23 protein-coding genes are annotated in these 22,378 nt (G+C 69.7%); 16 read left to right on the top strand and 7 right to left on the bottom strand.

All coding sequences use genetic code 11. The features are described 5' to 3' along the window. The first annotated feature begins 19 nt into the window (after positions 1–19). On the top strand, positions 20–547 hold the full coding sequence (locus CGQ25_RS04125) for a gamma carbonic anhydrase family protein (protein WP_208711951.1): 528 nt from the start codon (positions 20–22) through the stop codon (positions 545–547). A gap of 153 nt (positions 548–700) precedes the next feature. On the opposite strand, the gene purU is transcribed toward CGQ25_RS04125, so the two are convergent. Together purU and CGQ25_RS18260 are read right to left on the bottom strand one after the other, a co-directional pair. Further along, positions 701–1,549 (bottom strand): formyltetrahydrofolate deformylase, encoded by an 849-nt coding sequence (gene purU / locus CGQ25_RS18255; protein ID WP_222703692.1) that lies wholly within the window; start codon positions 1,547–1,549, stop codon positions 701–703. Positions 1,550–1,554: 5 nt separating this feature from the next. Continuing rightward, complete coding sequence (locus CGQ25_RS18260; protein WP_222703724.1) at positions 1,555–2,673, bottom strand: NAD(P)-binding domain-containing protein; 1,119 nt, start codon at positions 2,671–2,673, stop codon at positions 1,555–1,557. A 285-nt stretch (positions 2,674–2,958) separates the two neighbouring features. Between CGQ25_RS18260 and glyA the strand changes: the two genes are divergently transcribed. The 5 genes from glyA (at position 2,959) to CGQ25_RS04155 (ending at position 7,609) form a co-directional block, all read left to right on the top strand. After that, a complete protein-coding gene (glyA, locus tag CGQ25_RS04135; RefSeq protein WP_222703693.1) occupies positions 2,959–4,257 on the top strand; it encodes a serine hydroxymethyltransferase in 1,299 nt (432 codons plus the stop codon). An 8-nt stretch (positions 4,258–4,265) separates the two neighbouring features. Further along, positions 4,266–5,171 carry a bifunctional methylenetetrahydrofolate dehydrogenase/methenyltetrahydrofolate cyclohydrolase gene (locus CGQ25_RS04140; RefSeq protein ID WP_208712864.1) on the top strand — a complete coding sequence of 302 codons (906 nt, stop codon included), beginning with the start codon at positions 4,266–4,268 and terminating at the stop codon, positions 5,169–5,171. A 198-nt stretch (positions 5,172–5,369) separates the two neighbouring features. Next, positions 5,370–6,518, top strand: coding sequence for a sensor histidine kinase (locus CGQ25_RS04145; protein WP_208711952.1), 1,149 nt, complete (start codon positions 5,370–5,372; stop codon positions 6,516–6,518). After that, on the top strand, positions 6,515–7,180 hold the full coding sequence (locus tag CGQ25_RS04150; RefSeq protein ID WP_208711953.1) for a response regulator transcription factor: 666 nt from the start codon (positions 6,515–6,517) through the stop codon (positions 7,178–7,180). Before CGQ25_RS04145 ends, CGQ25_RS04150 begins: the two co-directional genes overlap by 4 nt. Before the next feature lie 153 nt (positions 7,181–7,333). Next, positions 7,334–7,609 carry an SHOCT domain-containing protein gene (locus tag CGQ25_RS04155; protein ID WP_208711954.1) on the top strand — a complete coding sequence of 92 codons (276 nt, stop codon included), beginning with the start codon at positions 7,334–7,336 and terminating at the stop codon, positions 7,607–7,609. A 152-nt stretch (positions 7,610–7,761) separates the two neighbouring features. On the opposite strand, the gene CGQ25_RS04160 is transcribed toward CGQ25_RS04155, so the two are convergent. Further along, positions 7,762–9,153, bottom strand: coding sequence for an MFS transporter (locus CGQ25_RS04160; protein WP_208711955.1), 1,392 nt, complete (start codon positions 9,151–9,153; stop codon positions 7,762–7,764). A 250-nt stretch (positions 9,154–9,403) separates the two neighbouring features. Between CGQ25_RS04160 and CGQ25_RS04165 the strand changes: the two genes are divergently transcribed. The 9 genes from CGQ25_RS04165 to CGQ25_RS04205 all read left to right on the top strand — a co-directional run bounded on the left by CGQ25_RS04165 (position 9,404) and on the right by CGQ25_RS04205 (position 17,413). Then, entirely contained in the window at positions 9,404–10,378 is a 975-nt protein-coding gene (locus CGQ25_RS04165) for a LysR substrate-binding domain-containing protein (protein ID WP_208711956.1), read from the top strand. Between the two features lie 83 nt (positions 10,379–10,461). After that, a complete protein-coding gene (locus CGQ25_RS04170; protein WP_255405557.1) occupies positions 10,462–11,400 on the top strand; it encodes an ABC transporter ATP-binding protein in 939 nt (312 codons plus the stop codon). Beyond that, on the top strand, positions 11,393–12,292 hold the full coding sequence (locus tag CGQ25_RS04175; protein WP_255405558.1) for an ABC transporter permease: 900 nt from the start codon (positions 11,393–11,395) through the stop codon (positions 12,290–12,292). The genes CGQ25_RS04170 and CGQ25_RS04175 overlap by 8 nt, the downstream gene beginning before the upstream one ends. Positions 12,293–12,297: 5 nt before the next feature. Further along, positions 12,298–13,119, top strand: a complete 822-nt coding sequence (locus CGQ25_RS04180) for an ABC transporter permease (protein ID WP_208712866.1) — start codon at positions 12,298–12,300, stop codon at positions 13,117–13,119. Between the two features lie 165 nt (positions 13,120–13,284). After that, positions 13,285–13,818: a hypothetical protein gene (locus tag CGQ25_RS04185; RefSeq protein ID WP_208711958.1), complete on the top strand. Its 534-nt coding sequence runs from the start codon at positions 13,285–13,287 to the stop codon at positions 13,816–13,818. A gap of 9 nt (positions 13,819–13,827) precedes the next feature. Then, positions 13,828–14,655, top strand: a complete 828-nt coding sequence (locus CGQ25_RS04190) for an exodeoxyribonuclease III (RefSeq protein WP_208711959.1) — start codon at positions 13,828–13,830, stop codon at positions 14,653–14,655. A gap of 20 nt (positions 14,656–14,675) precedes the next feature. Then, positions 14,676–15,722 (top strand): tryptophan--tRNA ligase, encoded by a 1,047-nt coding sequence (gene trpS / locus CGQ25_RS04195; RefSeq protein WP_255405559.1) that lies wholly within the window; start codon positions 14,676–14,678, stop codon positions 15,720–15,722. Positions 15,723–15,726: 4 nt separating this feature from the next. Next, entirely contained in the window at positions 15,727–16,323 is a 597-nt protein-coding gene (locus CGQ25_RS04200) for a 2'-5' RNA ligase family protein (protein WP_208711960.1), read from the top strand. After that, on the top strand, positions 16,274–17,413 hold the full coding sequence (locus CGQ25_RS04205) for a YihY/virulence factor BrkB family protein (protein WP_369802288.1): 1,140 nt from the start codon (positions 16,274–16,276) through the stop codon (positions 17,411–17,413). The genes CGQ25_RS04200 and CGQ25_RS04205 overlap by 50 nt, the downstream gene beginning before the upstream one ends. Before the next feature lie 84 nt (positions 17,414–17,497). Here the strand turns inward: CGQ25_RS04205 and CGQ25_RS04210 are convergent, their stop codons facing one another. The 4 genes from CGQ25_RS04210 to sdhC are packed head-to-tail and all read right to left on the bottom strand — an operon-like array spanning position 17,498 to position 20,967. After that, positions 17,498–18,277: a succinate dehydrogenase iron-sulfur subunit gene (locus tag CGQ25_RS04210; RefSeq protein WP_208711961.1), complete on the bottom strand. Its 780-nt coding sequence runs from the start codon at positions 18,275–18,277 to the stop codon at positions 17,498–17,500. Then, entirely contained in the window at positions 18,277–20,076 is a 1,800-nt protein-coding gene (sdhA, locus tag CGQ25_RS04215) for a succinate dehydrogenase flavoprotein subunit (RefSeq protein WP_208711962.1), read from the bottom strand. The genes CGQ25_RS04210 and sdhA overlap by 1 nt, the downstream gene beginning before the upstream one ends. A gap of 26 nt (positions 20,077–20,102) precedes the next feature. After that, positions 20,103–20,585 carry a succinate dehydrogenase hydrophobic membrane anchor subunit gene (locus CGQ25_RS04220; protein WP_208711963.1) on the bottom strand — a complete coding sequence of 161 codons (483 nt, stop codon included), beginning with the start codon at positions 20,583–20,585 and terminating at the stop codon, positions 20,103–20,105. Position 20,586: 1 nt separating this feature from the next. Then, complete coding sequence (gene sdhC / locus CGQ25_RS04225) at positions 20,587–20,967, bottom strand: succinate dehydrogenase, cytochrome b556 subunit (RefSeq protein ID WP_208711964.1); 381 nt, start codon at positions 20,965–20,967, stop codon at positions 20,587–20,589. A gap of 249 nt (positions 20,968–21,216) precedes the next feature. Here sdhC and CGQ25_RS04230 point away from each other — a divergent pair, with 249 nt between their 5' ends. After that, positions 21,217–22,356, top strand: coding sequence for a mannose-1-phosphate guanylyltransferase (locus CGQ25_RS04230; RefSeq protein ID WP_208711965.1), 1,140 nt, complete (start codon positions 21,217–21,219; stop codon positions 22,354–22,356). Positions 22,357–22,378 lie beyond the last annotated feature (22 nt).

Consider the following 22,378-nt stretch of genomic DNA (forward strand, 5'->3'; position numbering starts at 1 on the left):
GCGCAACTACGCTGAGGGCATGAGCCCAGTCATCGAATTCGGCGGCGCTGCCCCCGACATCCATCCCAGTGCGTTCGTCGCACCGACGGCGAGCATCATCGGCGACGCGCACCTCGCAGAGCACTCGAGCGCGTTCTACGGCGTCTCCGTCCGCGGCGACAGCGCCACCATTTCTGTCGGCGCGGGGAGCAACCTCCAGGACAACGTCGTCCTCCATGCGGACGCCGGCTTTCCCTGCACGGTCGGCGCCGGCGTTTCGGTGGGGCACAACGCCGTCGTGCACGGGTGCACCGTGGAGGACAACGTCCTGGTCGGGATGGGCGCGACCATCATGAACGGCGCCGTCATCGGATCTGGCTCGCTCGTGGCTGCAGGCGCCGTCGTGCTCGAGGGCACCGTGGTGCCGCCGCGCTCGCTCGTGGCCGGCGTGCCTGCGAAGGTCCGTCGCGAGCTGTCCGACGAGGAGGTCGAGTCGGTGCGCCGCAACGCCACGCACTACGTCGACCTGGCCCGCGCCCACCGGCAGGCCAACGGCCACCACTCCTGACCGGCCCGCCGAGGTCACCCCCTCTGGCGCCGAGGTCACCCCGTGTGCCGCCGTAAAGGGTGATTTCGGGCCCACAGGGGGTGACGTCGCGCGCACAGGGGGTGACTTCGCGCCCACAGGCGGTGACCTCGGCGAAGAGGGCGGGGGCAGGGGTCAGGCGAAGACGACCGTCCGGTGCCCGTCGAGGAGCACGCGGTGCTCTGCGTGCCACTGCACGGCCCTGGACAGGGTGCGGCCCTCGACGTCCCGGCCCAGCTGGACCAGCTGTTCGGCGGTCTTCGAGTGGTCCACCCGGATGACCTCCTGCTCGATGATCGGCCCCTCGTCGAGGTCGGCGGTCACATAGTGCGCCGTGGCGCCGATGATCTTCACGCCCCGCGCGTGCGCCTGGTGGTAGGGCCGGGCGCCCTTGAACGAGGGCAGGAACGAGTGGTGGATGTTGATCGCCCGGCCCTCGAGGGCGCGGCACAGGTCATCGGAGAGGATCTGCATGTACCGGGCCAGCACGACAAGCTCGACCCGGTGCTCCTCGACGAGGGCGAGCAGCTTCGCCTCGGCGTCCGCCTTGGTCGCGGAGGTCACGGGCAGGTGCGCGAAGGGGACCCCGTAGAACTCGGCCATCGGCGCCAGGTCGGTGTGGTTCGAGACGACGGCGGGAACCTCGATCGGCAGTGTCCCGGTCCGCTGCTGGAACAGCAGGTCGTTGAGGGTGCGCCCGTCCTTGGAGCACATGATGAGCGTGCGGACGGGCTCGCCGCCGTTGAAGATCCCGAGCTTCATCGCGAAGGCGTCCGCCACCGGCGCGAGCGAGGCCTCGAGCGCGGCCCGCTCCGAGCCAGTCTCGACCGTGACCCTCATGAAGAACGTCCCTGTGTCCGGACTCTCGTACTGGCGGGACTCGGTGATGTTGCACCCCGCGTCGAGCAGCGCGCCCGAGACGGCGTGGACGATGCCGGGCCGGTCCGGGCACGAGAGGGTCACGATGAAGGTGTTGCGTTCCACGCGTCCTAGGGTACCGACGCGAGCGCGTCCTCCCGCGGCGCCCGGGCGGACGACGCCGCCGCCCCGCCGCCGTCTGAGAGGAACCGCACGGCGGCCAGGGCCGCGGAGCGCCCCGCCCGGGTGGCCCCCACGGTCGAGGCGCTCGCCCCGTACCCCACGAGGAACAGCCGGGGCTCGCGCACGACCCGCACGCCGTCGTCCGCCATGAGGACGCCGCCGCCCGGCTCGCGCACGTGGAGGGTCGCGAGGTGTCCGAGGGATGCCCGGAACCCCGTCGCCCAGAGGATGGCGTCGAGCTCGAGCTCGGTCCCGTCGGCGAGGACGGCACCCGAGCGGGTGATCCGTGCGAGCGGCCCCCGCGAGACCAGCACGCCCGCGTCGATCCCGGCGCGGTACTGCTCCGTGAGGGGGAGCCCGGTCGCGGCCACGACTGACAGCGGCGGCAGGCCGGCGCGCGTGCGCTCGCCCACTCGGCGTTCGACGGCGACGCCCCAGTCGGCGTCGAAGGGCACCTCGGTCCACTGCGGCGGCCGTCGGGTCGACCAGAAGGTCCGGGCGCCGGCGGCGTCGAGCTGGAGCAGGAACTGCGCCGCGCTCGTCCCGCCGCCCACCACGAGGACCCGCTGCCCGCGGAACTCCTCTGCCGAGACGAAGTCGTGCGTGTGCAGCTGCCTGCCCTGGAAGGCTTCGCGCCCCGGGTAGTGGGGCCAGTAGGGGCTGTCCCAGGTCCCGGTGGCGTTGATGACCGTCTCCGTCCGCCATTCGCGTCCGTCGGCGGCGCGCACGAGGAGCGCGCCGCCGTCGTGCGCCCGCTCCACCCAGGCGACCCGCACGGGCCGGATCACCGGCAGCGCGAAGGCGCGCTCGTAGTCCCCGTAGTAGCGGCTCACGACGGCGGAGGCCGGCTCGTGCGGGTCGGGCGCCTCGAGCGGGAGGCCGGGGAGCGGGTGGAGGCCGTGCGCGGCGTCGAACGTGAGGGAGTCCCACCGGTGGCGCCATGCTCCGCCGGGCCCCTCGTTGGCGTCGAGGACGACGAAGTCCTCCCAAGCCCGGAGCCCGCGGCGGCCGAGCCAGTACGCGGCGCTCAGGCCCACCTGGCCGGCCCCGATGACGACTGCCTTCATCCTGTCCACCCGGACCTCCCTGAGACGCTCACTGACATGTCAACTATCTGTTCCAACCGCCGAACGCCTCTTCCTGTTCCGGCCGTGCGGATATGCTGGACTGGTCGCGACTGGCGTTGGGTGGGTCACCACCGGGGAGCGGCATGCTGTTGGGACACCGCGGATCGTACGCCTGGGCCGGGGGTCGAGAAGCCGCGCCTTCATGCTCCGCCATCCAGTACCGGGCGGCGGGCAGGGCCGGTAGCCTGACCAGTAGCCTCCCGCAACCTTCGACCAGGAGATCCCGTGAGCCCCACCACTCCTACCGTGTCCACCGTCAGCAATCTCCCGCTGAGCGAAGTCGACCCCGAGATCGCGGCCGTCCTCGACCAGGAGCTCGGCCGCCAGCGCAATACCCTCGAGATGATCGCGTCGGAGAACTTCGCGCCGCGCGCCGTCATGGAGGCCCAGGGCTCGGTCCTGACCAACAAGTACGCCGAGGGCTACCCGGGCAAGCGCTACTACGGCGGCTGCGAGTACGTCGACGTGGCCGAGAGCCTCGCGATCGAGCGCGTCAAGGCGCTCTTCGGCGCGGAGTACGCGAACGTCCAGCCGCACTCGGGTGCCCAGGCCAACGCCGCGGCACTGTCCGCCATGATCAACCCGGGCGACAAGATCCTGGGACTCTCCCTCGCCCATGGCGGCCACCTCACGCACGGCATGAAGCTGAACTTCTCGGGCAAGCTCTACCAGGTCGCCGCGTACCAGGTCGAAGAGGACACGTTCCGGGTCGACATGGACAAGCTGCGCGAGCAGGCCCTCGCCGAGCGCCCGAACGTCATCATCGCCGGCTGGTCCGCCTACCCGCGCCACCTCGACTTCGCGGCGTTCCGCTCGATTGCCGACGAGGTCGGCGCGCTCCTGTGGACCGACATGGCGCACTTCGCCGGCCTCGTGGCCGCGGGCCTGCACCCGAGCCCCGTTCCGCACTCCCACGTGGTGACCTCGACCGTCCACAAGACCCTCGCAGGCCCGCGCTCCGGCGTGATCCTCGCGAAGGAGGAGTTCGGCAAGAAGCTCAACTCCAACGTGTTCCCGGGGCAGCAGGGCGGCCCGCTCATGCACGTCATCGCGGCCAAGGCGGTCGCCTTCAAGATCGCCGGCTCCGATGAGTTCAAGGAGCGCCAGGAGCGCGTCCTCGAGGGCGCGAAGATCATCGCGGACCGCCTCAACCAGAAGGACGTGGCCGACGCAGGAGTCTCCGTCCTCACCGGCGGCACTGATGTGCACCTGGTCCTGGTCGACCTGCGCAACTCGGAGCTCGACGGCCAGCAGGCCGAGGACCTCCTCCACGAGGTCGGCATCACCGTGAACCGCAACGCCGTCCCGTTCGACCCGCGCCCGCCGATGGTCACCTCGGGCCTGCGCATCGGCACGCCGGCTCTCGCCACCCGTGGGTTCGGCGCGACCGAGTTCACCGAGGTCGCGGACATCATCGCGACCGCGCTCAAGGGCGGCGCCGGGTCCGGCCTGGAGGCCCTCCGCGCGCGCGTCGACAAGCTCGCGAATGACTTCCCGCTCTACCCGGGGCACGAGGAGTGGTGAGCGAGACGATGGCGCCGCAGACAGAGAACAGGGCCGTCGTCCTCGACGGCCGCGCAGCCGCCGCGGAGATCAAGGCAGAGCTCTCCGATCGCGTCGCTGCGCTCAAGGCCAAGGGCATCACCCCTGGCATCGCCACGGTGCTCGTTGGTGCCGATCCCGCCTCCCAGCTGTACGTGGGCATGAAGCACAAGCAGTCCAAGGCGATCGGGATGAACTCGATCCAGAAGGAGCTGCCGGCGGACGCCACGCAGGCCGAGGTCGAAGCCCTCATCGACGAGCTCAACGCCGATCCCGGGTGCCACGGGTACATCGTGCAGCTCCCGCTGCCCAAGCATCTGGACACGGACGCGATCCTCGAGCGGATCGATCCAGCGAAGGACGCGGACGGACTCCACCCGACGAACCTCGGGCGCCTTGTGCTCAACGTCAACGGGAAGATCGACACGCCGCTGCCCTGCACGCCGCGCGGCGTCATCGAGCTCCTGGTCCGCAACGGCTACGACCTCAAGGGCAAGCACGTGGTCGTTGTCGGGCGCGGAGTCACGATCGGCCGCCCGATCCCGCTGCTGCTCACGCGCCGGGAGATCAACGCCACGGTCACGATCACCCATACGGGCACTGAGGATCTGGGCAGGCACCTGCGCGAGGCGGACGTCATCGTCGCCGGCGCGGGCGTGAAGCACATCGTCAAGGCCGAGGACGTGAAGCCCGGTGCAGCCGTGCTGGATGTCGGCGTGACCCGCGAGGACGACCCCGAGGGCGGCAAGCCGAAGGTGTTCGGCGACGTGCACCCTGACGTCGCCCAGGTCGCGGGATACCTCTCGCCCAACCCGGGCGGTGTGGGGCCGATGACCGTGGCCCTGCTCATGACCAACGTCGTCGAAGCCGCCGAGCGCACCGCAGGCCTCGCCTGACTCCACCCGTCTGGGGGTCACCCTCTGGGGGTCACTTCCTGGGAGTCACATCGCGTGACCCCCAGAAGGTGACCCCCAGAGTGCTGTCGGACCCCCAGAGCGCTGTCGGGCGCCTACTCCGCGGGGAGTACGCGCCCGCCGCCCCCGTTCCGCCGGGCGGACGACGACGCCGCCCCCACGCGCGCGTAGGCTCGGCCTATGCGTGGGTGGACTGAGGCGGGGCCGCGGGCCGCGTGGGCAGGCCGCCGCCCGCCGTGGCCGTTCCGCGTGGCGGGCGTCGCCGTGCTCGCCCTCGTGCAGGTGCTCGGCACGCACGGCGCGGCGGTGCGCCAGCCGGATGCCCGCGCCGTCGACCTCCTCGCGGTCCTGCTCCTCGTCGCCGGGCCGGCGCTCCTGCTCGTCCTCCCGCGCTGGCCGGGGCCGGCCGCCGCCGCAGCGGTGGCGGTGACCATCGCCTACTTCGCCCTCGGCTACCCGTGGGGCCCGGTCCTCGCGGCGCCCGCCATCGCCCTTGTCCTGGCGACGGCCGCCGGTGCCCGCCTCTGGGCGTGGTCCGCCGGCGTGGTCTTCGTGGCGGCGGCAGCGGCTTGGGCCGCGCCCACTGGGGAGTGGCTCAGGGTCGCGGCGGTGGGCGCGTGGGCTGCCGTCGTGCTCCTGCTCGGTGAGGGGCTGCGGGTCCGGCGGGAGCGGTTCGCCGCCCGGCGCCGCGAGTGGGAGGCCCATCGGCGCCAGGCGCGCGACCAGGAGCGCCTCGAGCTCGCGCGGGACATCCACGACGTGGTCGCGCACTCGCTCTCCCTCATCAACGTCCGCGCGAGCGTCGCGCTGCATCTGGCCGACCGGCGGCCCGAGGAGCTCCTCCCGGCCCTCGAGGCGATCAAGAACGCGAGCCACGAGGCGCTCGGCGAGGTCCGCGAACTCCTCGGGGTCCTCCGGCAGGACGCCCCCGTCGGCCGGGACGAGCCCCTGGACCGGGTGCCCGCGCTCGTCGAGGATGCCCGGGGGACGGGCCTCGAGGTGACCCTGACGGCCCAGCTGGACCCGCCGCCGTCGCCCGCGATCCAGCGGATCGTGCACTGGGTGGTGCAGGAGGCGCTCACCAACACCGTGCGGCACGCCGGTGCGCGCACCGCCGGGGTGAGGATCGCGCGCGAGGGCGGCGCCGTCGTCGTGGAGGTGCACGACGACGGCTCGGGCCTGCGCGGCGCCGCGCCCGGGTCGGGGCTGACCGGGATGCGCGAGCGGGTCGAGGCGGCGGGCGGCTCCCTCACCCTGGCGGACGACGCCGGGCTGCTCCTCCGCGCGGAGCTCCCCGAGGCGGGGGTCGGGGGAGGGGGGCGCCGGTGATCCGGATCCTCGTCGTAGACGACCAGGCCCTCATCCGCGCCGGATTCCGTGCGCTGCTGGACGCTGAGCCGGACATGGAGGTGGTCGGGGAGGCGGGGAGTGGATCGGCAGCCGTGGCCGAGGCGGAGCGGCTCTCGCCCGACGTCGTCCTCATGGACATCCGCATGGCCGGCGGCGATGGCCTCGAGGCCACCCGGATCATCCTCGGCGCCCATCGCGAGGGCCTCAAGGTCATCATCCTGACCACGTTCGAGCTGGACGAGTATGTCACCGGCGCGATCCGCGCCGGGGCGAGCGGCTTCCTGGTCAAGGACACCGAGCCTGAGGATCTTGTCCGCGCAGTGCGGGCCGTGCACGACGGCGACGCGATGCTCTCGCCGTCGGTGACCCGTAGGCTCCTCACCCGGCTCGCAGCGGAGGGGCCGGCCGAGCGGGCCCAGCCGCTCGACGTCGGCCTGCTCACCGAGCGCGAACGGGAAGTGGTGGCACTGGTCGGTCAGGGGCTCAACAATGCCGAGATCGCCGAGCGGCTCTTCATCACGCCCCTGACCGCGAAGACGCATGTCTCCCGGGCGATGACGAAGCTGGGTCTCCGGGACCGGGCGCAGCTCGTGGTCCTCGCCTACGAGTCGGGGCTGGTACGGCCGGGGTGGCTGGGGTGAGGGCTGGGACGTGTGTGCTCCCGGCGGTGCTCCCGCGGGAGTAGGCGTCCGGCTGAAGTGTCTCCCGGCGGCCGACGCGCCCTGCGGCCGCGGCGCGAAGACTGGAGTCAGCGGCTGAAGGACAGCCGATGTCTAGTCAAGGAGACGTGCGCCATGAACGCAGCACTCATCGCCACCCAGAACGCCGCGGACCACTGGGGAGGGCCCTGGTTCCCCTGGTTCCTGCTCTTCCCGCTGTTCTGGTTCCTCGTCCTGATCCTCTTCTTCGTGTTCGCGCGTCGCTTCTGGTGGCGGCGGCACTGGCAGGAGGCCTCAGGGGCCGGGGCCGAGTCGGTGCTCCGCGAGCGGTACGCGCGCGGCGAGATCGACGAGACGGAGTACCGGCAGCGGCTCGAGGTCCTGAGGGCAGACCGCGGAAAGTCCCGCTGACCCCAGCCCTCTGGGGGTCACATTCTGGGGGTCACATTCTGGGGGTCACATTCTGAAGGTCAGACTCTGAAGGTCAGGTTCTGGAGGTCACGTGAAGTGACTTCCAGAACCTGACCTTCAGGACGTGACCCTCAGACGAGGGGGTACGGGTGTCAGGCCTTCGCGGCCTCGGGGGCGGCGGCCGCGGTGTGGGGGCCGAAGACCGTGGCGCCCGTGGCCTGCTCCGCCTCGTGGTCCGGGCCGAGCGGAATGCCCCGCCGGTCACGGAGCATCAGGACCGCGGCGATGGAGATGACGGTCATCACGAGGAGGTAGGCCGAGACGGCTGCGGTGGTGCCGGTCTCCTGGAGGAGGGCCTGGGCGATGGTGGGTGCGAAGGCGCCCCCGAGGATGGCGCCGATCGCGTACGAGATCGAGACGCCGGAGAACCGGACCGAGGCGGGGAAGATCTCGGAGTACCCGGCCGCCTGCGGGCCGTAGGTGAGCCCGAGTCCGATGGAGAACAGGACCAGGCCAGCGTAGAGGCCGCCGAGGTTGCCGATGTTGACGAACCAGAACAGCGGGAAGACCATGAGCGCCTGGAACACGAACCCGATGAGGTAGGTGGCCTTGCGGCCGATCCTGTCGGCGAGGATCCCGGCGACGAGCGTCGAGATGAACCACATGGCGGACGCGACGGTCGCGGCGAGCAGCACGGCGGTGGAGTCCATCTTGAGCCGGCCGGTGGCGTAGCCCTGGATGAAGCCGCCGGTGGTCATGTAGCCCGCGGCGTTGTTGCCGACGAAGACGAGCGAGGCGAGGACCACGAGATGCCAGTGCTTGCGGAACAGGGCCACGATCGGCACCTTGGTCTGCTGGCCGCGCTCGGCGATCTCAGCGAAGACGGGGCTCTCCTCGACCGCACGCCGCACGAAGTAGCCGACAACGATCAGCACGACGCTGAGCAGGAACGGCACGCGCCAGCCCCACTCGAGGAACGCCCTGCCGGGGGAGACGAGCCCCGTCATGATCGCCATGACGCCGGAGGCGAGGAGCATGCCGAGCGGGACGCCGAGCTGCGGGAACGCGCCGGCGAGGCCGCGGCGGTGGTTGGGGGCGTGTTCGACGGCCATGAGGACTGCCCCGCCCCACTCGCCGCCGGCGGAGACGCCCTGGAGGATGCGCAGGAGCAGCAGCAGGATGGGCGCGGCCATGCCGACCTGGGAGAACGTCGGCAGCACGCCGATGAGGGTCGTCGCAGCGCCCATGAGGATCAGGGTGATGACGAGCATCGCGCGCCGGCCGATCACGTCGCCGAAGTGGCCGGCGAGGAAGGCCCCGAGCGGGCGGAAGAGGAAGCTGATGCCCACGGTGGCGAACGAGAGCAGGAGGGCGATGTCGTTGCCCGCCGGCTTGAAGAAGAGCTCGGCGAACACGAGGGCCGCGCCCGTGGCGTAGATGAAGAAGTCGTACCACTCGATGGTGGTCCCGATGATCGTGGCGAACGCTACGCGTCGCTGGTTCGCTGCGGAGGATGGGGCTGAGGCTGCGCCGGGTGTGGTCATTGCGTGTCTGTCCTTGGGGTGCCGGCATCGTCGGTGATGCCACTCGGATGCGGTCTCGCCGCAGGGTGCGAAGGGTGGTGTCAGCGGAGCCCTCATGGGGCGGACTGAGGAAAGGACGGTAAGACCCATCGTGGCGTATGCCACTTCCTCGTGTAAACTTCAGAGCATTGGCAAAGTAATTCGGTCTAACTTAACTTGGCTGCTCGACTCAACGTGGTGCGGCGTCGCTACTTCCCCTCTCGAGGTCCTCATGGCAGACGTGACGCTCAGGCAGCTCGAGCTCTTCGCGGCACTGCCGGACTACGAGACGCTCAGCGCCGCCGCGGTCGACCTGCACATCTCGGAGTCCGCGCTGTCGCAGGCCATCACCGGGTTGGAGAGGACGGTGGGCGAGCAGCTGTGCGTGCGCCGCAAGGCACGCGGCTTCGCGCTGACTCCCGCCGGACAGCACTTCGCCACCCAGGCGCGCCGGATCCTCGCGGACACCCGTGAGCTCGTCCTGGACACCCAGAGCGGGGGGAAGCTGCGCGGCCCCGTCAAGCTGGGCTGCTTCGCGAGCTTCGCGACGAGCATCGTGCCCGCCGTCGTGGACGGCTTCCCCCGCCGGCATCCCGGGATCGACCTCGAGATCACCGTCGGGACCCACGAAGACCTCCTGCCGGACCTCGAGGCAGGCAAGCTCGACGTCGCGATCGTCTACGACCTCTTCCTCCCGGCCGGCTACCGGCACCGGGAGATCTATGCGACGGAGCTCGAGGCGCACCTGCACCCCGACCACCCGCTCGCGGCGAGGGACGCCGTCGACCTCGCCGACCTCGCCGACGAGCCGCTCGTCATGTACGAGGCGCGCCCCAGCATCGAGAACACGCTGCAGGCGTTCGCGGCGCGCGGGCTCACGCCGCGGGTGGCGGCGCGGGTGCCGCAGATCATCCTCGTACAGGCGCTCGTGGGCCGCGGAGTGGGCTATGGGCTGCTCATGTCCCGCCCGAACACGACCGCGACCTCCGTTGAAGGCCGTCCGATCGCGGTGCGCCCCATCGAGCCTTCGGCGACGCGCACGAACGTCGTGGCCATCTGGCCCGAGGACATGGACCTCACGCCGCGCGCCGCGGCCCTCCTGGACTACGCGGTCGAGATCCTGGGCTGCTACGGTCGCCAGGCAGGGCACGACGGCGCCGGGTCGCCCGCCGCGGCGGCCGGCAGCCCGCGTGACACGCGGGGGTGAAACGTTCGTTGTGAGACCTGCCGCGCGGCACTAGAGTGCGAGAGATGTCACGCTGTGGTGCCATGCAACTCGGGGGGAGTGCAGTGGGAGAGGCGACGAGCAATGCCGTCATCTCGGCACGCCACCTGACGAAGTCCTTCGGCGAGGTCACAGCGGTCGACGGCATCTCCTTCGACGTCGCTGCCGGCGAATCCTTCGGGCTGCTCGGACCCAACGGCGCTGGCAAGTCCACGACGATGCGCATGATCGGCGGAGTGAGCCAGCGGACCTCGGGGCAGCTCACCATCATGGGCATGGACCCCGAGCTGCAGGGCCCCGAGGTGCGCGCCCATCTCGGCGTCGTGCCCCAGCAGGACAACCTCGACGAGGAACTCCGCGTCCGCGACAACCTCATCATCTACGGCCGCTACTTCGGACTCCCCACCGCGTACCTCAAGCGCCGGGCCGACGAACTCCTCGCCTTCGCCCAGCTCGAGGACAAGGCCGCGGCTCGCGTCGACTCGCTGTCCGGGGGCATGAAGCGGCGCCTGACGATCGCCCGTTCGCTCGTGAACGAGCCGACGATCCTCCTCCTCGACGAGCCCACCACAGGCCTCGACCCCCAGGCCCGGCATATCCTGTGGGACCGGCTGTTCCGCCTCAAGGAGCAGGGGGTCACCCTCGTCCTCACGACCCACTACATGGACGAGGCCGAGCAGCTGTGCGACCGCCTCATCGTCGTGGACAAGGGCCGGATCATGGCGGAGGGGTCGCCGCCCGCGCTCATCCGCGAGCATTCGAGCCGCGAGGTCCTCGAGCTGCGGTTCGGCGCGGAGCGCAACGCCGCGGTCCTCGGTGAACTCGAGGGGGTGGGGGAACGCACCGAGCTGCTCCCGGACCGCGTCCTGGTCTACACGCACGACGGCGAGTGGTCCCTCGAGCAGGCCCGGGCGCGGGGGCTGCGGCCGCTCACCTCGCTCGTGCGCCGCGCATCGCTCGAGGACGTGTTCCTCCGGCTGACGGGCCGGTCGCTCGTTGACTGACCAGCGCGCACGGGCCGGAGGGCGTCCAGCCGCGCGGGACGCCCGCGCCCGGCACCGCTCCAGCCCCGTGCACGCGCACGGCCCCGGCGTCTCGGCCGCCAAAGCCAGGCGCTGGGGCGCCCTGTACTTCGCCGAGCACATGCTCCGCAGGATGCGCGCCTACCTCGTCACCATCGTCGTGACCAGCGTGGGCAACCCGCTCCTGTACCTCTTCTCGATGGGCGTGGGGCTGGCCACGATCGTGGACCGGTCCGGCACCGGCTCCGCGGCGTTCGACGGCGTCGGGTACCTCGCGTACGCCGCCCCCGCACTGCTGGTGTCCAGCGCCGTCCTGACGTGCGCCAACGAGATGATGTACCCGGTGATGGACGGCTTCAAGTGGCGCCGCGTCTACTACGGGCCGCACGTGACTCCGCTGGCCCCGGGCCAGCTCGCGACGGGCCACATCCTCGCGGTGGGCGTCCGCCTGCTGGTCCAGTGCATCGTGTTCTTCCTCATCATGCTCGCGTTCGGCGCGGCACCCGGCCCGTGGGCGTTCCTGCTCGTGCCGCTCGGCGTCCTCACCGGGATGGCGTTCGGCGCCCCGGTCATGGCCTACTCCGCCTACATCGAGAAGGAGAACTTCCAGTTCTCCATGATCCAGCGCTTCGTCATCATGCCGCTGTTCCTGTTCTCCGGCACGTTCTATCCGCTCGAGACCATGCCTGCGGGAATGCAGTGGATCGGCTGGATCTCGCCCTTGTGGCATGGGAACCAGCTCGCGCGCATCGTCTCGTATGGCCTCAGCCTCCCCGTCTGGCTCGTTGGCGTGCACCTCGGCTATCTGGCCGCGCTCGGGGTCCTGGGGATCTGGTGGGCGCGCCGGAACTACACGAGGAGGATGAGCACGTGATCCTCATGGCCAACCGCTCCGGCGCCACTGCTACAGGGCGGGGTCCGCTCGCGGGACTGTACGCGGGGAACGCGCGCGCCGTCGTCGAACGCGGATTCCGCGTCATCAAGAGCCAGAACTGGATCATCCTCGTCTCCGGGTTCTTCGAGCCGGTGTTCTACCTGCTGTCCATGGGGGTCGGCCTGGGCTCCCTGGTCGGCACAGTCGAGGGGCCGGGAGGGACGCCCATCTCGTACGCCGCGTACATCGCGCCGGCCCTGCTCGCAGTCTCGGCAATGAACGGCGCCATCTACGACTCGACATGGAATGTGTTCTTCAAGATGCACTTCGGCAAGCTCTACCAGGGCATGCTCTACACGTCGCTGGGGCCGCTCGACATCGCCATGGGGGAGATCCTCATGGCGCTCTTCCGCGGCTTCCTGTATGCGCTGGGCTTCACCGGCGTCATGGCGGTCATGGGGCTGATCACGACCCCGTCGGCCCTCCTGCTCGTGCCGGCGTCGGTCATGGTGGCGTTCGGGTTCGCCTCGTTCGGGATGGCGGTGACCAGCTACATGAAGACCTTCCAGCACATGGATCTGATCACCTTCGTCATGCTGCCGATGTTCCTCTTCTCGGCAACCTTCTATCCGCTCTCCGTGTACCCGAAGCCGATCCAGTGGATCGTCGAGGCGTTCCCCCTCTGGCACGGCGTGGAGCTGATGCGGCAGATCAGCATCGGCGTCTTCACGGGCTCGACCTGGGTCCACCTGCTCTACTACGCAGGCATGATCCTCTGCGGACTCGCCTTCACGACTCTCCGGCTCCGGGCGCTCTTCCTCCGCTGACGTCACCCGGTGTGGCGCCGAGGTCACCCGGTGTGGCGCCGAGGTCACCCCGTGTCGCTGTCAGCGGGGGTGACTTCGCGCTCACAGGGGGTGACTTCGGGCGCACACGGGGTGACCTCGGCGTACGGGACGGGGGCGCCTATCGTGTCTGGAAGAATGGGGGGCATGCAGAGTCTCGGCCCCCAGAACCCGTCCATCCAGTCCGGCGCCGGCGCCCAAGCCCGCCGTGGAGGAGGCTTCAGGATCGGTGCGCTGGGCCTGTCGGTCCTCGTCCTGGCCTTCCTCGTCGCCGTGATCTTCGCCGCCAACCAGAACGATGTCATCGGCTGGATCGTGGTCATCGTGTCCTTCGGCTGGCTCGCCTTCGCGACGTTCGTGTTCCTGACGGTCCGGAGCGCGGGGCGCCGCGCCCAGGAGCGCTTCGAGCGCGCGGCCGAGAAGCTCACGGGCCGGGCGCCGTCGCTCGCCGGGACTGCAGGGGAGGCGCGCTCGGTCGACGACGTCCGCGACCTCAAGCTCGACCATTCGTTCAAGATCATCCAGGTCCAGGAGCGTGTGATCCGGGAGAACCTCGGGGGCGACCCCGAGATGGTGGCGCGTGCCCTCGAGACCATCCAGATCACGGCGTCGAACGCCCGTGACATGCTCCGTCCCGACGATGACACGCCCGTCTCCGGGACCGTCGTCGACGAGGGGTAGAGTGGCTAGGTGAGTTCCACGGAGGCGGCCCCCAAGGACGGGGCTGTGCGCATCGCGACTGTCAACGTCAACGGGCTCCGCGCGGCGTGGCGCAAGGGCATGCCGGAGTGGCTGGAGCCGCGGGACGTCGACATCCTGTGCCTGCAGGAGGTCCGCGCACCCGATCCGACCGTCCACGAGTGCTTCGATGGCTGGCATGTGCTCCACGCGGAAGCGGACGCCAAGGGGCGCGCGGGCGTGGCGATCGCCTCGCGCGAGGCGCCCACCGAGACGCGCATCGGGATCGGCGACGACTACTTCGCGACCGCCGGCCGCTGGATCGAGGCGGATTTTGCGCTCGACGGCGGGCGGCAGCTCACGGTGGTGAGCGCCTACGTCCATTCCGGCGAGGTCGGCACCCCCAAGCAGGACGACAAGTTCCGCTTCCTCGACGTGATGCTCAAGCGGCTCCCGGAGCTGGCGGAGTACGCCGACTACGCGCTCGTGGTCGGGGACCTGAACGTGGGCCACACCCCACTGGACATCCGCAACTGGAAGGCAAACCAGAAGCGGGCCGGCTTCCTGCCTGAGGAGCGGGCCTACTTCGACCGCTTCTTCGGCCAGGAGATCGGGTGGCGGGACGTGCACCGGGACCTGGCCGGACAGGTCGACGGCCCCTACACCTGGTGGTCCCAGCGCGGCAAGGCGTTCGACAACGACGCCGGGTGGCGCATCGACTACCACATGGCGACGCCGGCCCTCGCGGACGTGGCGCGGAACGCCGTCGTGGACCGTGCGAGCGCGTGGGACACCCGATGGTCCGACCATGCCCCCCTCGTGATCGACTACAAGCTCTAGACCCCGGAAGCGCCTACTCCATGACCTCGAACGCTCCCGCCGCCCGCCAGCGGCTCCTGTCCGGCATGCAGCCCTCGGGCGACTCGCTCCACTTGGGCAACTATCTCGGCGCCCTCGTGAACTGGGTCGCGCAGCAGGACGAGTACGACTGCTTCTACTTCATCCCGGACCTCCACGCGATCACGGTGCCGCAGGACCCGACGGAGCTGCGCCACCGCACCCGCCTCACCGCTGCCCAGTACATCGCCGGCGGGATTGACGTCGAGAAGTCCACGCTCTTCGTGCAGTCGCACGTCCCGGAGCATGCCCAGCTCGCGTGGGTCCTCATGTGCCTCACCGGCTTCGGCGAGGCTTCCCGGATGACCCAGTTCAAGGACAAGTCCGCCCGGCACGGCCACGACGCGGCGAGCGCCGGCCTCTTCACGTACCCCATGCTCATGGCGGCGGACATCCTCCTGTACAAGCCGTACGGGGTCCCGGTCGGCGAGGACCAGCGGCAGCACCTCGAGCTCGCCCGCGACCTGGCCCACCGCTTCAACACGCGCTTCGGCGAGACCTTCACGGTCCCGGAGCCGCTCATCCCACGCACCTCGGCCAAGATCTACGACCTCCAGAACCCGACGGCGAAGATGTCCAAGTCCGCCGAGTCCCCGAACGGACTGATCAACCTCCTCGACGATCCGAAGGTCACGGCGAAGCGGATCAAGTCCGCGGTGACGGACGCCGAGACGGAGATCCGCTTCGACCGCGAGGCGAAGCCCGGGGTGTCGAACCTCCTGAGCATCTACTCGACCGTCACCGGCCGCAGCATCCCCGAGCTCGAGGACGCGTACGAGGGCAAGATGTACGGCCACCTCAAGGTGGACGTGGCCGAGGCGGTCGTGGACACGCTCGCCCCGATCAAGGCCCGCACCGAGGAACTCCTCGAGGATCCGGCCGAGCTCGACAGGCTCCTCGCCGTCGGTGCCGCCAAGGCCCGTGAGATCGCCGTGCCGGTCCTCGCCGAGGTCTACGAGCGCGTCGGCTTCCTGCCCGCACTGGCTCCGGCGGCTGCGGCCCTCGCCTGAGGCCATGCCGGACTTCGAGGAAGGCACCGAGCCCGACGGCGTCGCCCCCGCCGGCCCGACGAGTCCCCTCGTGGGGGTCATTCTTGGCTTCCCTGACAGGGTCACCGCCGAGCTGCGCGCGTGGCGTGCCTCCTTCGGGGACCCCATGGCGGAGCTCATCCCCGCCCATATCACGCTCGTCACCACCACCGAGACGGACGACTGGGACGCGGCTGTCCGCCACGTCCGGTCGGTGGCACGGCGTGCCCGCCCGTTCACCGTGGGCCTGAAGGGGACCGGCTCGTTCCGCCCCGTCTCTCCCGTGGTGTACCTGAACGTGCTCGACGGCTTCGACCAATGCGTGCGGCTTCACGAAGAGCTTCAGCAGGGACCGCTCCAGCGGGACCTCCCGTTCCCCTACCACCCGCACGTGACCGTGGCCCACGACGTGCCCGCGGAACGCCTGGACGAGGCAGAAGCCGCCCTCGAGTCCTATTCCGAATCCTTCACCGTGGCTAGCATGGGCCTGTACGAGCACGACGCCGACGGATTCTGGCAGCTGAGGGAAGAGCTTGACTTTGGCACAGGAGCAGCGAAGACCCAGGGGCCGGACGCCGGCTGACGATCCCCTCCCGACCGAACGGGCCAAGCTCCTTCTGGACGTGCTGCACAAGCGGCAGGACGTCGGACGGGCCCGGCGCGGGGGAGGCCTCCCGAAGCAGGCACTGGCGGTCGTGATGTGGACCGTGGCGAGGATCAAGGCACTGCTGCCCGTGAGGGCCTTCCAGCAGTACTCGCTCCAGCACGGCCCCCTCATGAGTGCCGGCATCGGCTTCAACATGTTCTTCTCGATCTTCGGCCTCCTCGCCACTGGGTTCTCCTTCGCCGCCCTCGTCCTGGCAGGAAACCCGGGGCTGCTCGACATGGTCGTCCAGAACGTGGCGAAGGCGGCGCCGGGCCTTTTGAAGGTCGACGGCGGCGACGGCCTCGTCGATCCCCAGCAGCTCCTCAACCCCACGGGCCTGAGCGTCACCGCGATCATCGCGACCGTCGTCACCGTCTTCTCGTCGCTGGGCTGGATTACAGGACTGCGCGACGGCCTCCGGGGCGTCCTGGGCTTCGGCCCCATCAGGGCGAACCCGATCCTCGTGAAGCTGCGTGACATCGGCACGCTCCTGCTCCTGGGCGTCCTCCTCGTGCTGACCTCGGCCGTGAGCGTGGTGTTCACGGCGGCACTGGATTACATTGCCGAGCAGCTGAAGATCGACGGCGTGTTCGTGCGGCCGGTCGGGTGGGCGGTGGGACTCGCGGTGCCGCTCGCGCTCAACATCCTGACGGCGTTCATCCTGTTCCGCTTCGCAGGCTGGCTCCAGATCTCCCGCAGGGCACTCATCGAGGGGACCATCCTCGCGGGCGTCGGGACGTCGATCCTCCAGGCCTTCAGCACTCAGCTGCTGGCCCGGGCAGGGTCCAACCCGCTGCTTGCGCCGTTCGCGATCGTGGTGGGCCTCCTCATCTGGTTCAACCTCGTGAGCCAGGTGTATCTGGTCTCGGCGGCGTGGAGCGCGGTCCGGGAGGCCGACTTCACCGCGGCCACCCGCCACGCCGAACGGCATCCGGAGGCGTTCGGTTCCGGCCGCCCGGGGCGCCACGCCTCGGCGGCGTGGATCGCCTCACTCAGGGGAGGCAGGCGGAGGGCCGCGGCGCGCTGAGCCGCGGCGCGGCTGTGCCCGAAATGCGCGAGGGGCGCCGCTTCGTCGGAAGCGGCGCCCCTCGCACGTGGGAGAGCTGGAACCTCAGAACTGGCGGGCCAGGATGGCCTGCTTGACCTCGGCGATCGCCTGCGTCACCTGGATGCCGCGCGGGCACGCCTCGGTGCAGTTGAAGGTCGTGCGGCAGCGCCACACGCCCTCCTTGTCGTTGAGGATCTCGAGGCGCATGTCGCCGGCGTCGTCACGCGAGTCGAAGATGAACCGGTGCGCGTTGACGATGGCGGCGGGGCCGAAGTACTGCCCGTCCGTCCAGAACACCGGGCAGGACGACGTGCACGCGGCGCAGAGGATGCACTTGGTGGTGTCGTCGAACCGCTCGCGGTCCTCGATCGACTGGATGCGCTCCTTCGTGGGCTCGTGGCCCTTGGAGATGAGGAACGGCATGATCTCGCGGTAGGACTGGAAGAACGGCTCCATGTCCACGATGAGGTCCTTCTCGACCGGAAGGCCCTTGATGGGCTCGACCGTGATCGGCTTGGACGTATCGAGGTCCTTCAGGAGCGTCTTGCACGCGAGGCGGTTGCGGCCGTTGATGCGCATGGCATCGGAGCCGCACACGCCGTGCGCGCAGGAGCGGCGGAACGAGACCGAGCCGTCGTGCTCCCACTTCGCCTTGTGAAGGGCGTCGAGCACGCGGTCCGTGCCGTACATGGTCAGCTTGAAGTCGTCCCAGCGGACCTCGTCGGAGACCTCCGGGTCGTACCGCCGCACGCGGAGCGTGACGTCGAAGCTCGGAACCGAGCCGCCACTGGCCCCTTCGGGGAGTTCGACCTTGGATGCGGGTTCGGCAGGTGCAGCAGTCATCAGTACTTACGCTCCATGGGCTCGTAGCGGGTGAAGATGACGGGCTTGGTCTCGAGCCGGATACCAGCCACGCCGTCGGGTGAGGACTGCGCCGTGACGGACGGGTCCTTGTACGCCATCGAGTGCTTCATGAAGTTCACGTCGTCGCGCTCGGGGAAGTCCTCGCGGTAGTGGCCGCCGCGGGACTCCTTGCGGTGCAGGGCGCCGACCGTCATGACCTTGGCGATCTCGAGCAGGAAGCCGAGCTCCACCGCCTCGAGGAGGTCGAGGTTGAAGCGCTTGCCCTTGTCGCCTACCGAGATGTTCCGGTAGCGCTCCTCGAGCACGGCGATGTCGCTGAGGACCCGCTCGAGGGAGTCCTTGTCGCGGAACACCTGCATGTTCGCGTCCATGGTCTCCTGCAGGTCGCGGCGGATGTACGCGACGCGCTCGGTGCCGTTGGAGTTCCGCATGCCCTCGAGGAGGGCCTCGGTGTAGCCCGCCGGGTTCTCCGGGAGCTCGACGTAGTCGGCCGTCTTCGCGTACTCGGCGGCGTTGATGCCGGAGCGCTTCCCGAAGACGTTGATGTCCAGGAGCGAGTTTGTGCCGAGGCGGTTCGACCCGTGGACGGACACGCACGCGACCTCACCCGCGGCGTACAGGCCGGGGATGACGGTGTCGTTGTCCTGGAGCACTTCGCCCTTGATGTTGGTCGGGATGCCACCCATCGCGTAGTGCGCGGTGGGGTAGACCGGGACCGGGTCGGTGAAGGGCTCGACGCCGAGGTACGTGCGGGCGAACTCGGTGATGTCCGGGAGCTTCGCCTCGATGTGCTCGGGCTCGAGGTGCGTCAGGTCGAGGTAGACGTAGTCCTTGTTCGGGCCGGCGCCGCGGCCCTCGCGCACCTCGTTGGCCATGGCGCGGGCGACGATGTCGCGGGGCGCGAGGTCCTTGATGGTCGGCGCGTAGCGCTCCATGAAGCGCTCGCCCTCGGAGTTGCGCAGGATCGCGCCCTCACCGCGGGCACCCTCGGTGAGGAGGATGCCGAGGCCGGCGAGGCCGGTCGGGTGGAACTGGAAGAACTCCATGTCCTCGAGCGGGATGCCGCGGCGGAACGCGATGCCCATGCCGTCGCCCGTGAGGGTGTGGGCGTTCGAGGTGGTCTTGAAGACCTTCCCGGCGCCACCGGAGGCGAAGACGACCGACTTGGCCTGGAAGATGTGGAGCTCGCCCGAGGCGAGGTCGTAGCTCACGACGCCGGCCACGCGCTTCTGCTTGTACGGCGTGCCGTCCTCGCGGGTCGCGTCCTCCTCGGTCAGGAGGAGGTCGAGCACGTAGTACTCGTTGTAGAACTCGACGTTGTGCTTGACGCAGTTCTGGTAGAGCGTCTGGAGGATCATGTGGCCCGTGCGGTCGGCGGCGTAGCATGCGCGGCGGACCGGTGCCTTGCCGTGGTCGCGGGTGTGGCCGCCGAAGCGGCGCTGGTCGATCCGGCCCTCGGGGGTGCGGTTGAAGGGCAGGCCCATCTTCTCGAGGTCGAGGACCGCGTCGATGGCCTCCTTGGCCATGACCTCGGCAGCATCCTGGTCGACGAGGTAGTCGCCGCCCTTGATGGTGTCGAAGGTGTGCCACTCCCAGTTGTCTTCCTCGACGTTCGCGAGGGCTGCGCACATGCCGCCCTGGGCGGCTCCCGTGTGCGAACGGGTGGGGTACAGCTTGGTCAGCACGGCGGTGCGCGCGCGCTGGCCGGACTCGATGGCTGCCCGCATGCCGGCGCCGCCGGCGCCGACGATCACCACGTCGTATTTGTGGACCTGCATGCTTTGATGCTCTCTTTCCGGGGGACTTACGAGGCGGGGCAGTAGTCGGCGACGTGGCGGACGCCGTCGATCACCGGGCACGGGTCGAACGTGAAGATCACGAGGGTGCCGAGGATGATGATGAGCGCGGACGCCGCGTAGAGGACCACCTTGAGCCAGAAGCGCACCGCGTCACGCTCGGCGTAGTCGTTGATGATCGTGCGGACGCCGTTGGTGCCGTGGAGCATCGCGAGCCAGAGCATCGCGAGGTCCCAGAACTGCCAGAACGGGTCGGCCCACTTGCCCGCGACGAAGCCGAAGTCGATCGCGTGGATGCCCTCGCCGACGAGGAGGTTGACCGTGAGGTGGCCGAAGATGAGGACCACCAGGACGATCCCCGAGAGGCGCATGAACAGCCACGCGAGCATCTCGAACTGGGTCCTGGGGCTGCGTGAGCGCTTGTACTGCGGCGCGATGCGTCCGCTGACGGACGTGCTGCGGGGCTCGGGGATGACAGGCAGGGCGCTCATATCAGTGGCCTCCCAGCGCGAGCGAGAGATGGCGGATGGCGAAGCCGGCGAAGGCGATCACCCAGATCACGAGGACGGCCCACAGCATCTGACGCTGGTACTTGGGGCCGCTCTTCCAGAAGTCCACGAGGATGACTCGCAGGCCGTTGAAGGCGTGGAAGAGGATGGCGGCGACGAGGCCGGTCTCGCCGAGGGCCATGAGCGGGTTCTTGTAGGCACCGATGACGGCCGTGTACGTCTCGGGGGACACGCGCACCAATGAGGTGTCCAGGACGTGCACCAACAAGAAGAAGAAGATGACGACGCCGGTGACCCGGTGTCCGACCCAGGACCACATGCCTTCACGGCCGCGGTACAGGGTGCCAGCTGGTTTTGTCGGCACTGAATAAACCTCCCTGCGGGCACCGGTGCCCGCATGGGGCCCATGCGGAGGGGGCTACCGGTGCGCCAGCTGCCCTGCAGGACGCAGGGCGCGCTCTTCTCGAGCTCCAGCCTAAATCTAGACTTCGCCCACAGCTTACTCAATTTGGGTATTTGGTCCTGTGCAGAGGCGTGGTAATGGTCACAGTCGGCCGGGCTCCCTGCCGTCCGGGTCGTCGGCGCCGGGAGCGACTGACTTAGAGTTAGGGCGATGAAACTCTCTTCTGCTGCGCCCGGATCGGTCCTCGACCGCTTCGTGGCCGTGATCCCCGCGGGCGGTGTGGGGACGAGGCTCTGGCCGCTGTCCCGTGCCGCCGCCCCGAAGTTCCTCCACGACCTGACAGGCTCCGGCAGCACCCTGATCCGCGCGACGTACGACAGGCTCGCCCCGCTGGCCAACGGCCGGTTCCTCGTGGTGACCGGTCTGGCCCACGAGGCCGCCGTCTGCCGGCAGATCCCCGAGCTCGACCCGTCCGATGTCGTGCTCGAGAGCGAGCCGAAGGACTCCGGGGCGGCCATCGGACTGGCCGCGGCGATCCTGCACCGCAGGAGCCCGGACATCATCATGGGCTCGTTCGCGGCGGACCAGGTCATCAGCCCCGACGACGTGTTCCAGGCGGCCGTGCGCGAGGCGGTGTACACGGCGGCCTCGGGCGAGCGCGGGAAGATCGTCACCATCGGCATCGAGCCCACCCACCCTTCGACCGGCTTCGGGTACATCCGGGGCGGCGAGGCGCTGGACGTCGAGGGCGCGCCGAGCGCCCGCGCGGTCGCGGAGTTCGTCGAGAAGCCCAACCGTGAGGTTGCCGAGAAGTACCTCGCCTCGGGGGAGTACCTCTGGAACGCGGGAATGTTCGTCGCCCCCGTGAAGCTCATGCTCGAGCACCTCGCGGCCAACCAGCCGGTCCTGTTCGAGGGGCTCACCGAGATCGCGGCCGCGTGGGACACCCCTGACCGGGACGAGGTCACTGCACGCGTGTGGCCCACGCTGCCGAAGATCGCGATCGACTACGCGGTCGCCGAGCCCGCAGCGGCGGCCGGGGACGTCGCCGTCGTGCCCGGCGCATTCCGCTGGGACGACGTGGGCGACTTCGCCGCGATCGGCCGGCTCAACAGCGCGCGCGAGGAGGACGCCGTCACAGTCCTCGGCGAGGGTGCCCGCGTCTTCACGGAGGACGCGAGCGGGATCGTGGTCTCGGACACGAAGCGCGTCATCGCGCTCATCGGCATCGAGGATGTCGTCATCGTCGACACGCCGGACGCGCTGCTCGTGACAACCAAGGAGCACGCGCAGAAGGTGAAGAACGCGGTCGCCGGGCTCAAGGCCAGCGGCGACACCGACGTGCTGTAGAAGCGGGCCGTCGCCGGCAACA

Origin of the sequence: Sinomonas sp. R1AF57 (assembly GCF_002224485.1) — a bacterium.
Classification (GTDB): Bacteria; Actinomycetota; Actinomycetes; order Actinomycetales; family Micrococcaceae; genus Sinomonas; species Sinomonas flava.

What these genes read in the sequence shown, in the direction of transcription:
- CGQ25_RS04125 (WP_208711951.1), top strand. Translation starts at nt 20, where the DNA reads ATGAGCCCAGTCATCGAATTCGGCGGCGCTGCCCCCGACATCCATCCC.
- CGQ25_RS18260 (WP_222703724.1), bottom strand. Translation starts at nt 2,673, where the DNA reads ATGAAGGCAGTCGTCATCGGGGCCGGCCAGGTGGGCCTGAGCGCCGCG.
- CGQ25_RS04140 (WP_208712864.1), top strand. Translation starts at nt 4,266, where the DNA reads ATGGCGCCGCAGACAGAGAACAGGGCCGTCGTCCTCGACGGCCGCGCA.
- CGQ25_RS04145 (WP_208711952.1), top strand. Translation starts at nt 5,370, where the DNA reads ATGCGTGGGTGGACTGAGGCGGGGCCGCGGGCCGCGTGGGCAGGCCGC.
- CGQ25_RS04155 (WP_208711954.1), top strand. Translation starts at nt 7,334, where the DNA reads ATGAACGCAGCACTCATCGCCACCCAGAACGCCGCGGACCACTGGGGA.
- CGQ25_RS04160 (WP_208711955.1), bottom strand. Translation starts at nt 9,153, where the DNA reads ATGACCACACCCGGCGCAGCCTCAGCCCCATCCTCCGCAGCGAACCAG.
- CGQ25_RS04165 (WP_208711956.1), top strand. Translation starts at nt 9,404, where the DNA reads ATGGCAGACGTGACGCTCAGGCAGCTCGAGCTCTTCGCGGCACTGCCG.
- CGQ25_RS04180 (WP_208712866.1), top strand. Translation starts at nt 12,298, where the DNA reads ATGGCCAACCGCTCCGGCGCCACTGCTACAGGGCGGGGTCCGCTCGCG.
- CGQ25_RS04185 (WP_208711958.1), top strand. Translation starts at nt 13,285, where the DNA reads ATGCAGAGTCTCGGCCCCCAGAACCCGTCCATCCAGTCCGGCGCCGGC.
- trpS (WP_255405559.1), top strand. Translation starts at nt 14,676, where the DNA reads ATGACCTCGAACGCTCCCGCCGCCCGCCAGCGGCTCCTGTCCGGCATG.
- CGQ25_RS04200 (WP_208711960.1), top strand. Translation starts at nt 15,727, where the DNA reads ATGCCGGACTTCGAGGAAGGCACCGAGCCCGACGGCGTCGCCCCCGCC.
- CGQ25_RS04210 (WP_208711961.1), bottom strand. Translation starts at nt 18,277, where the DNA reads ATGACTGCTGCACCTGCCGAACCCGCATCCAAGGTCGAACTCCCCGAA.
- sdhA (WP_208711962.1), bottom strand. Translation starts at nt 20,076, where the DNA reads ATGCAGGTCCACAAATACGACGTGGTGATCGTCGGCGCCGGCGGCGCC.
- CGQ25_RS04220 (WP_208711963.1), bottom strand. Translation starts at nt 20,585, where the DNA reads ATGAGCGCCCTGCCTGTCATCCCCGAGCCCCGCAGCACGTCCGTCAGC.
- CGQ25_RS04230 (WP_208711965.1), top strand. Translation starts at nt 21,217, where the DNA reads ATGAAACTCTCTTCTGCTGCGCCCGGATCGGTCCTCGACCGCTTCGTG.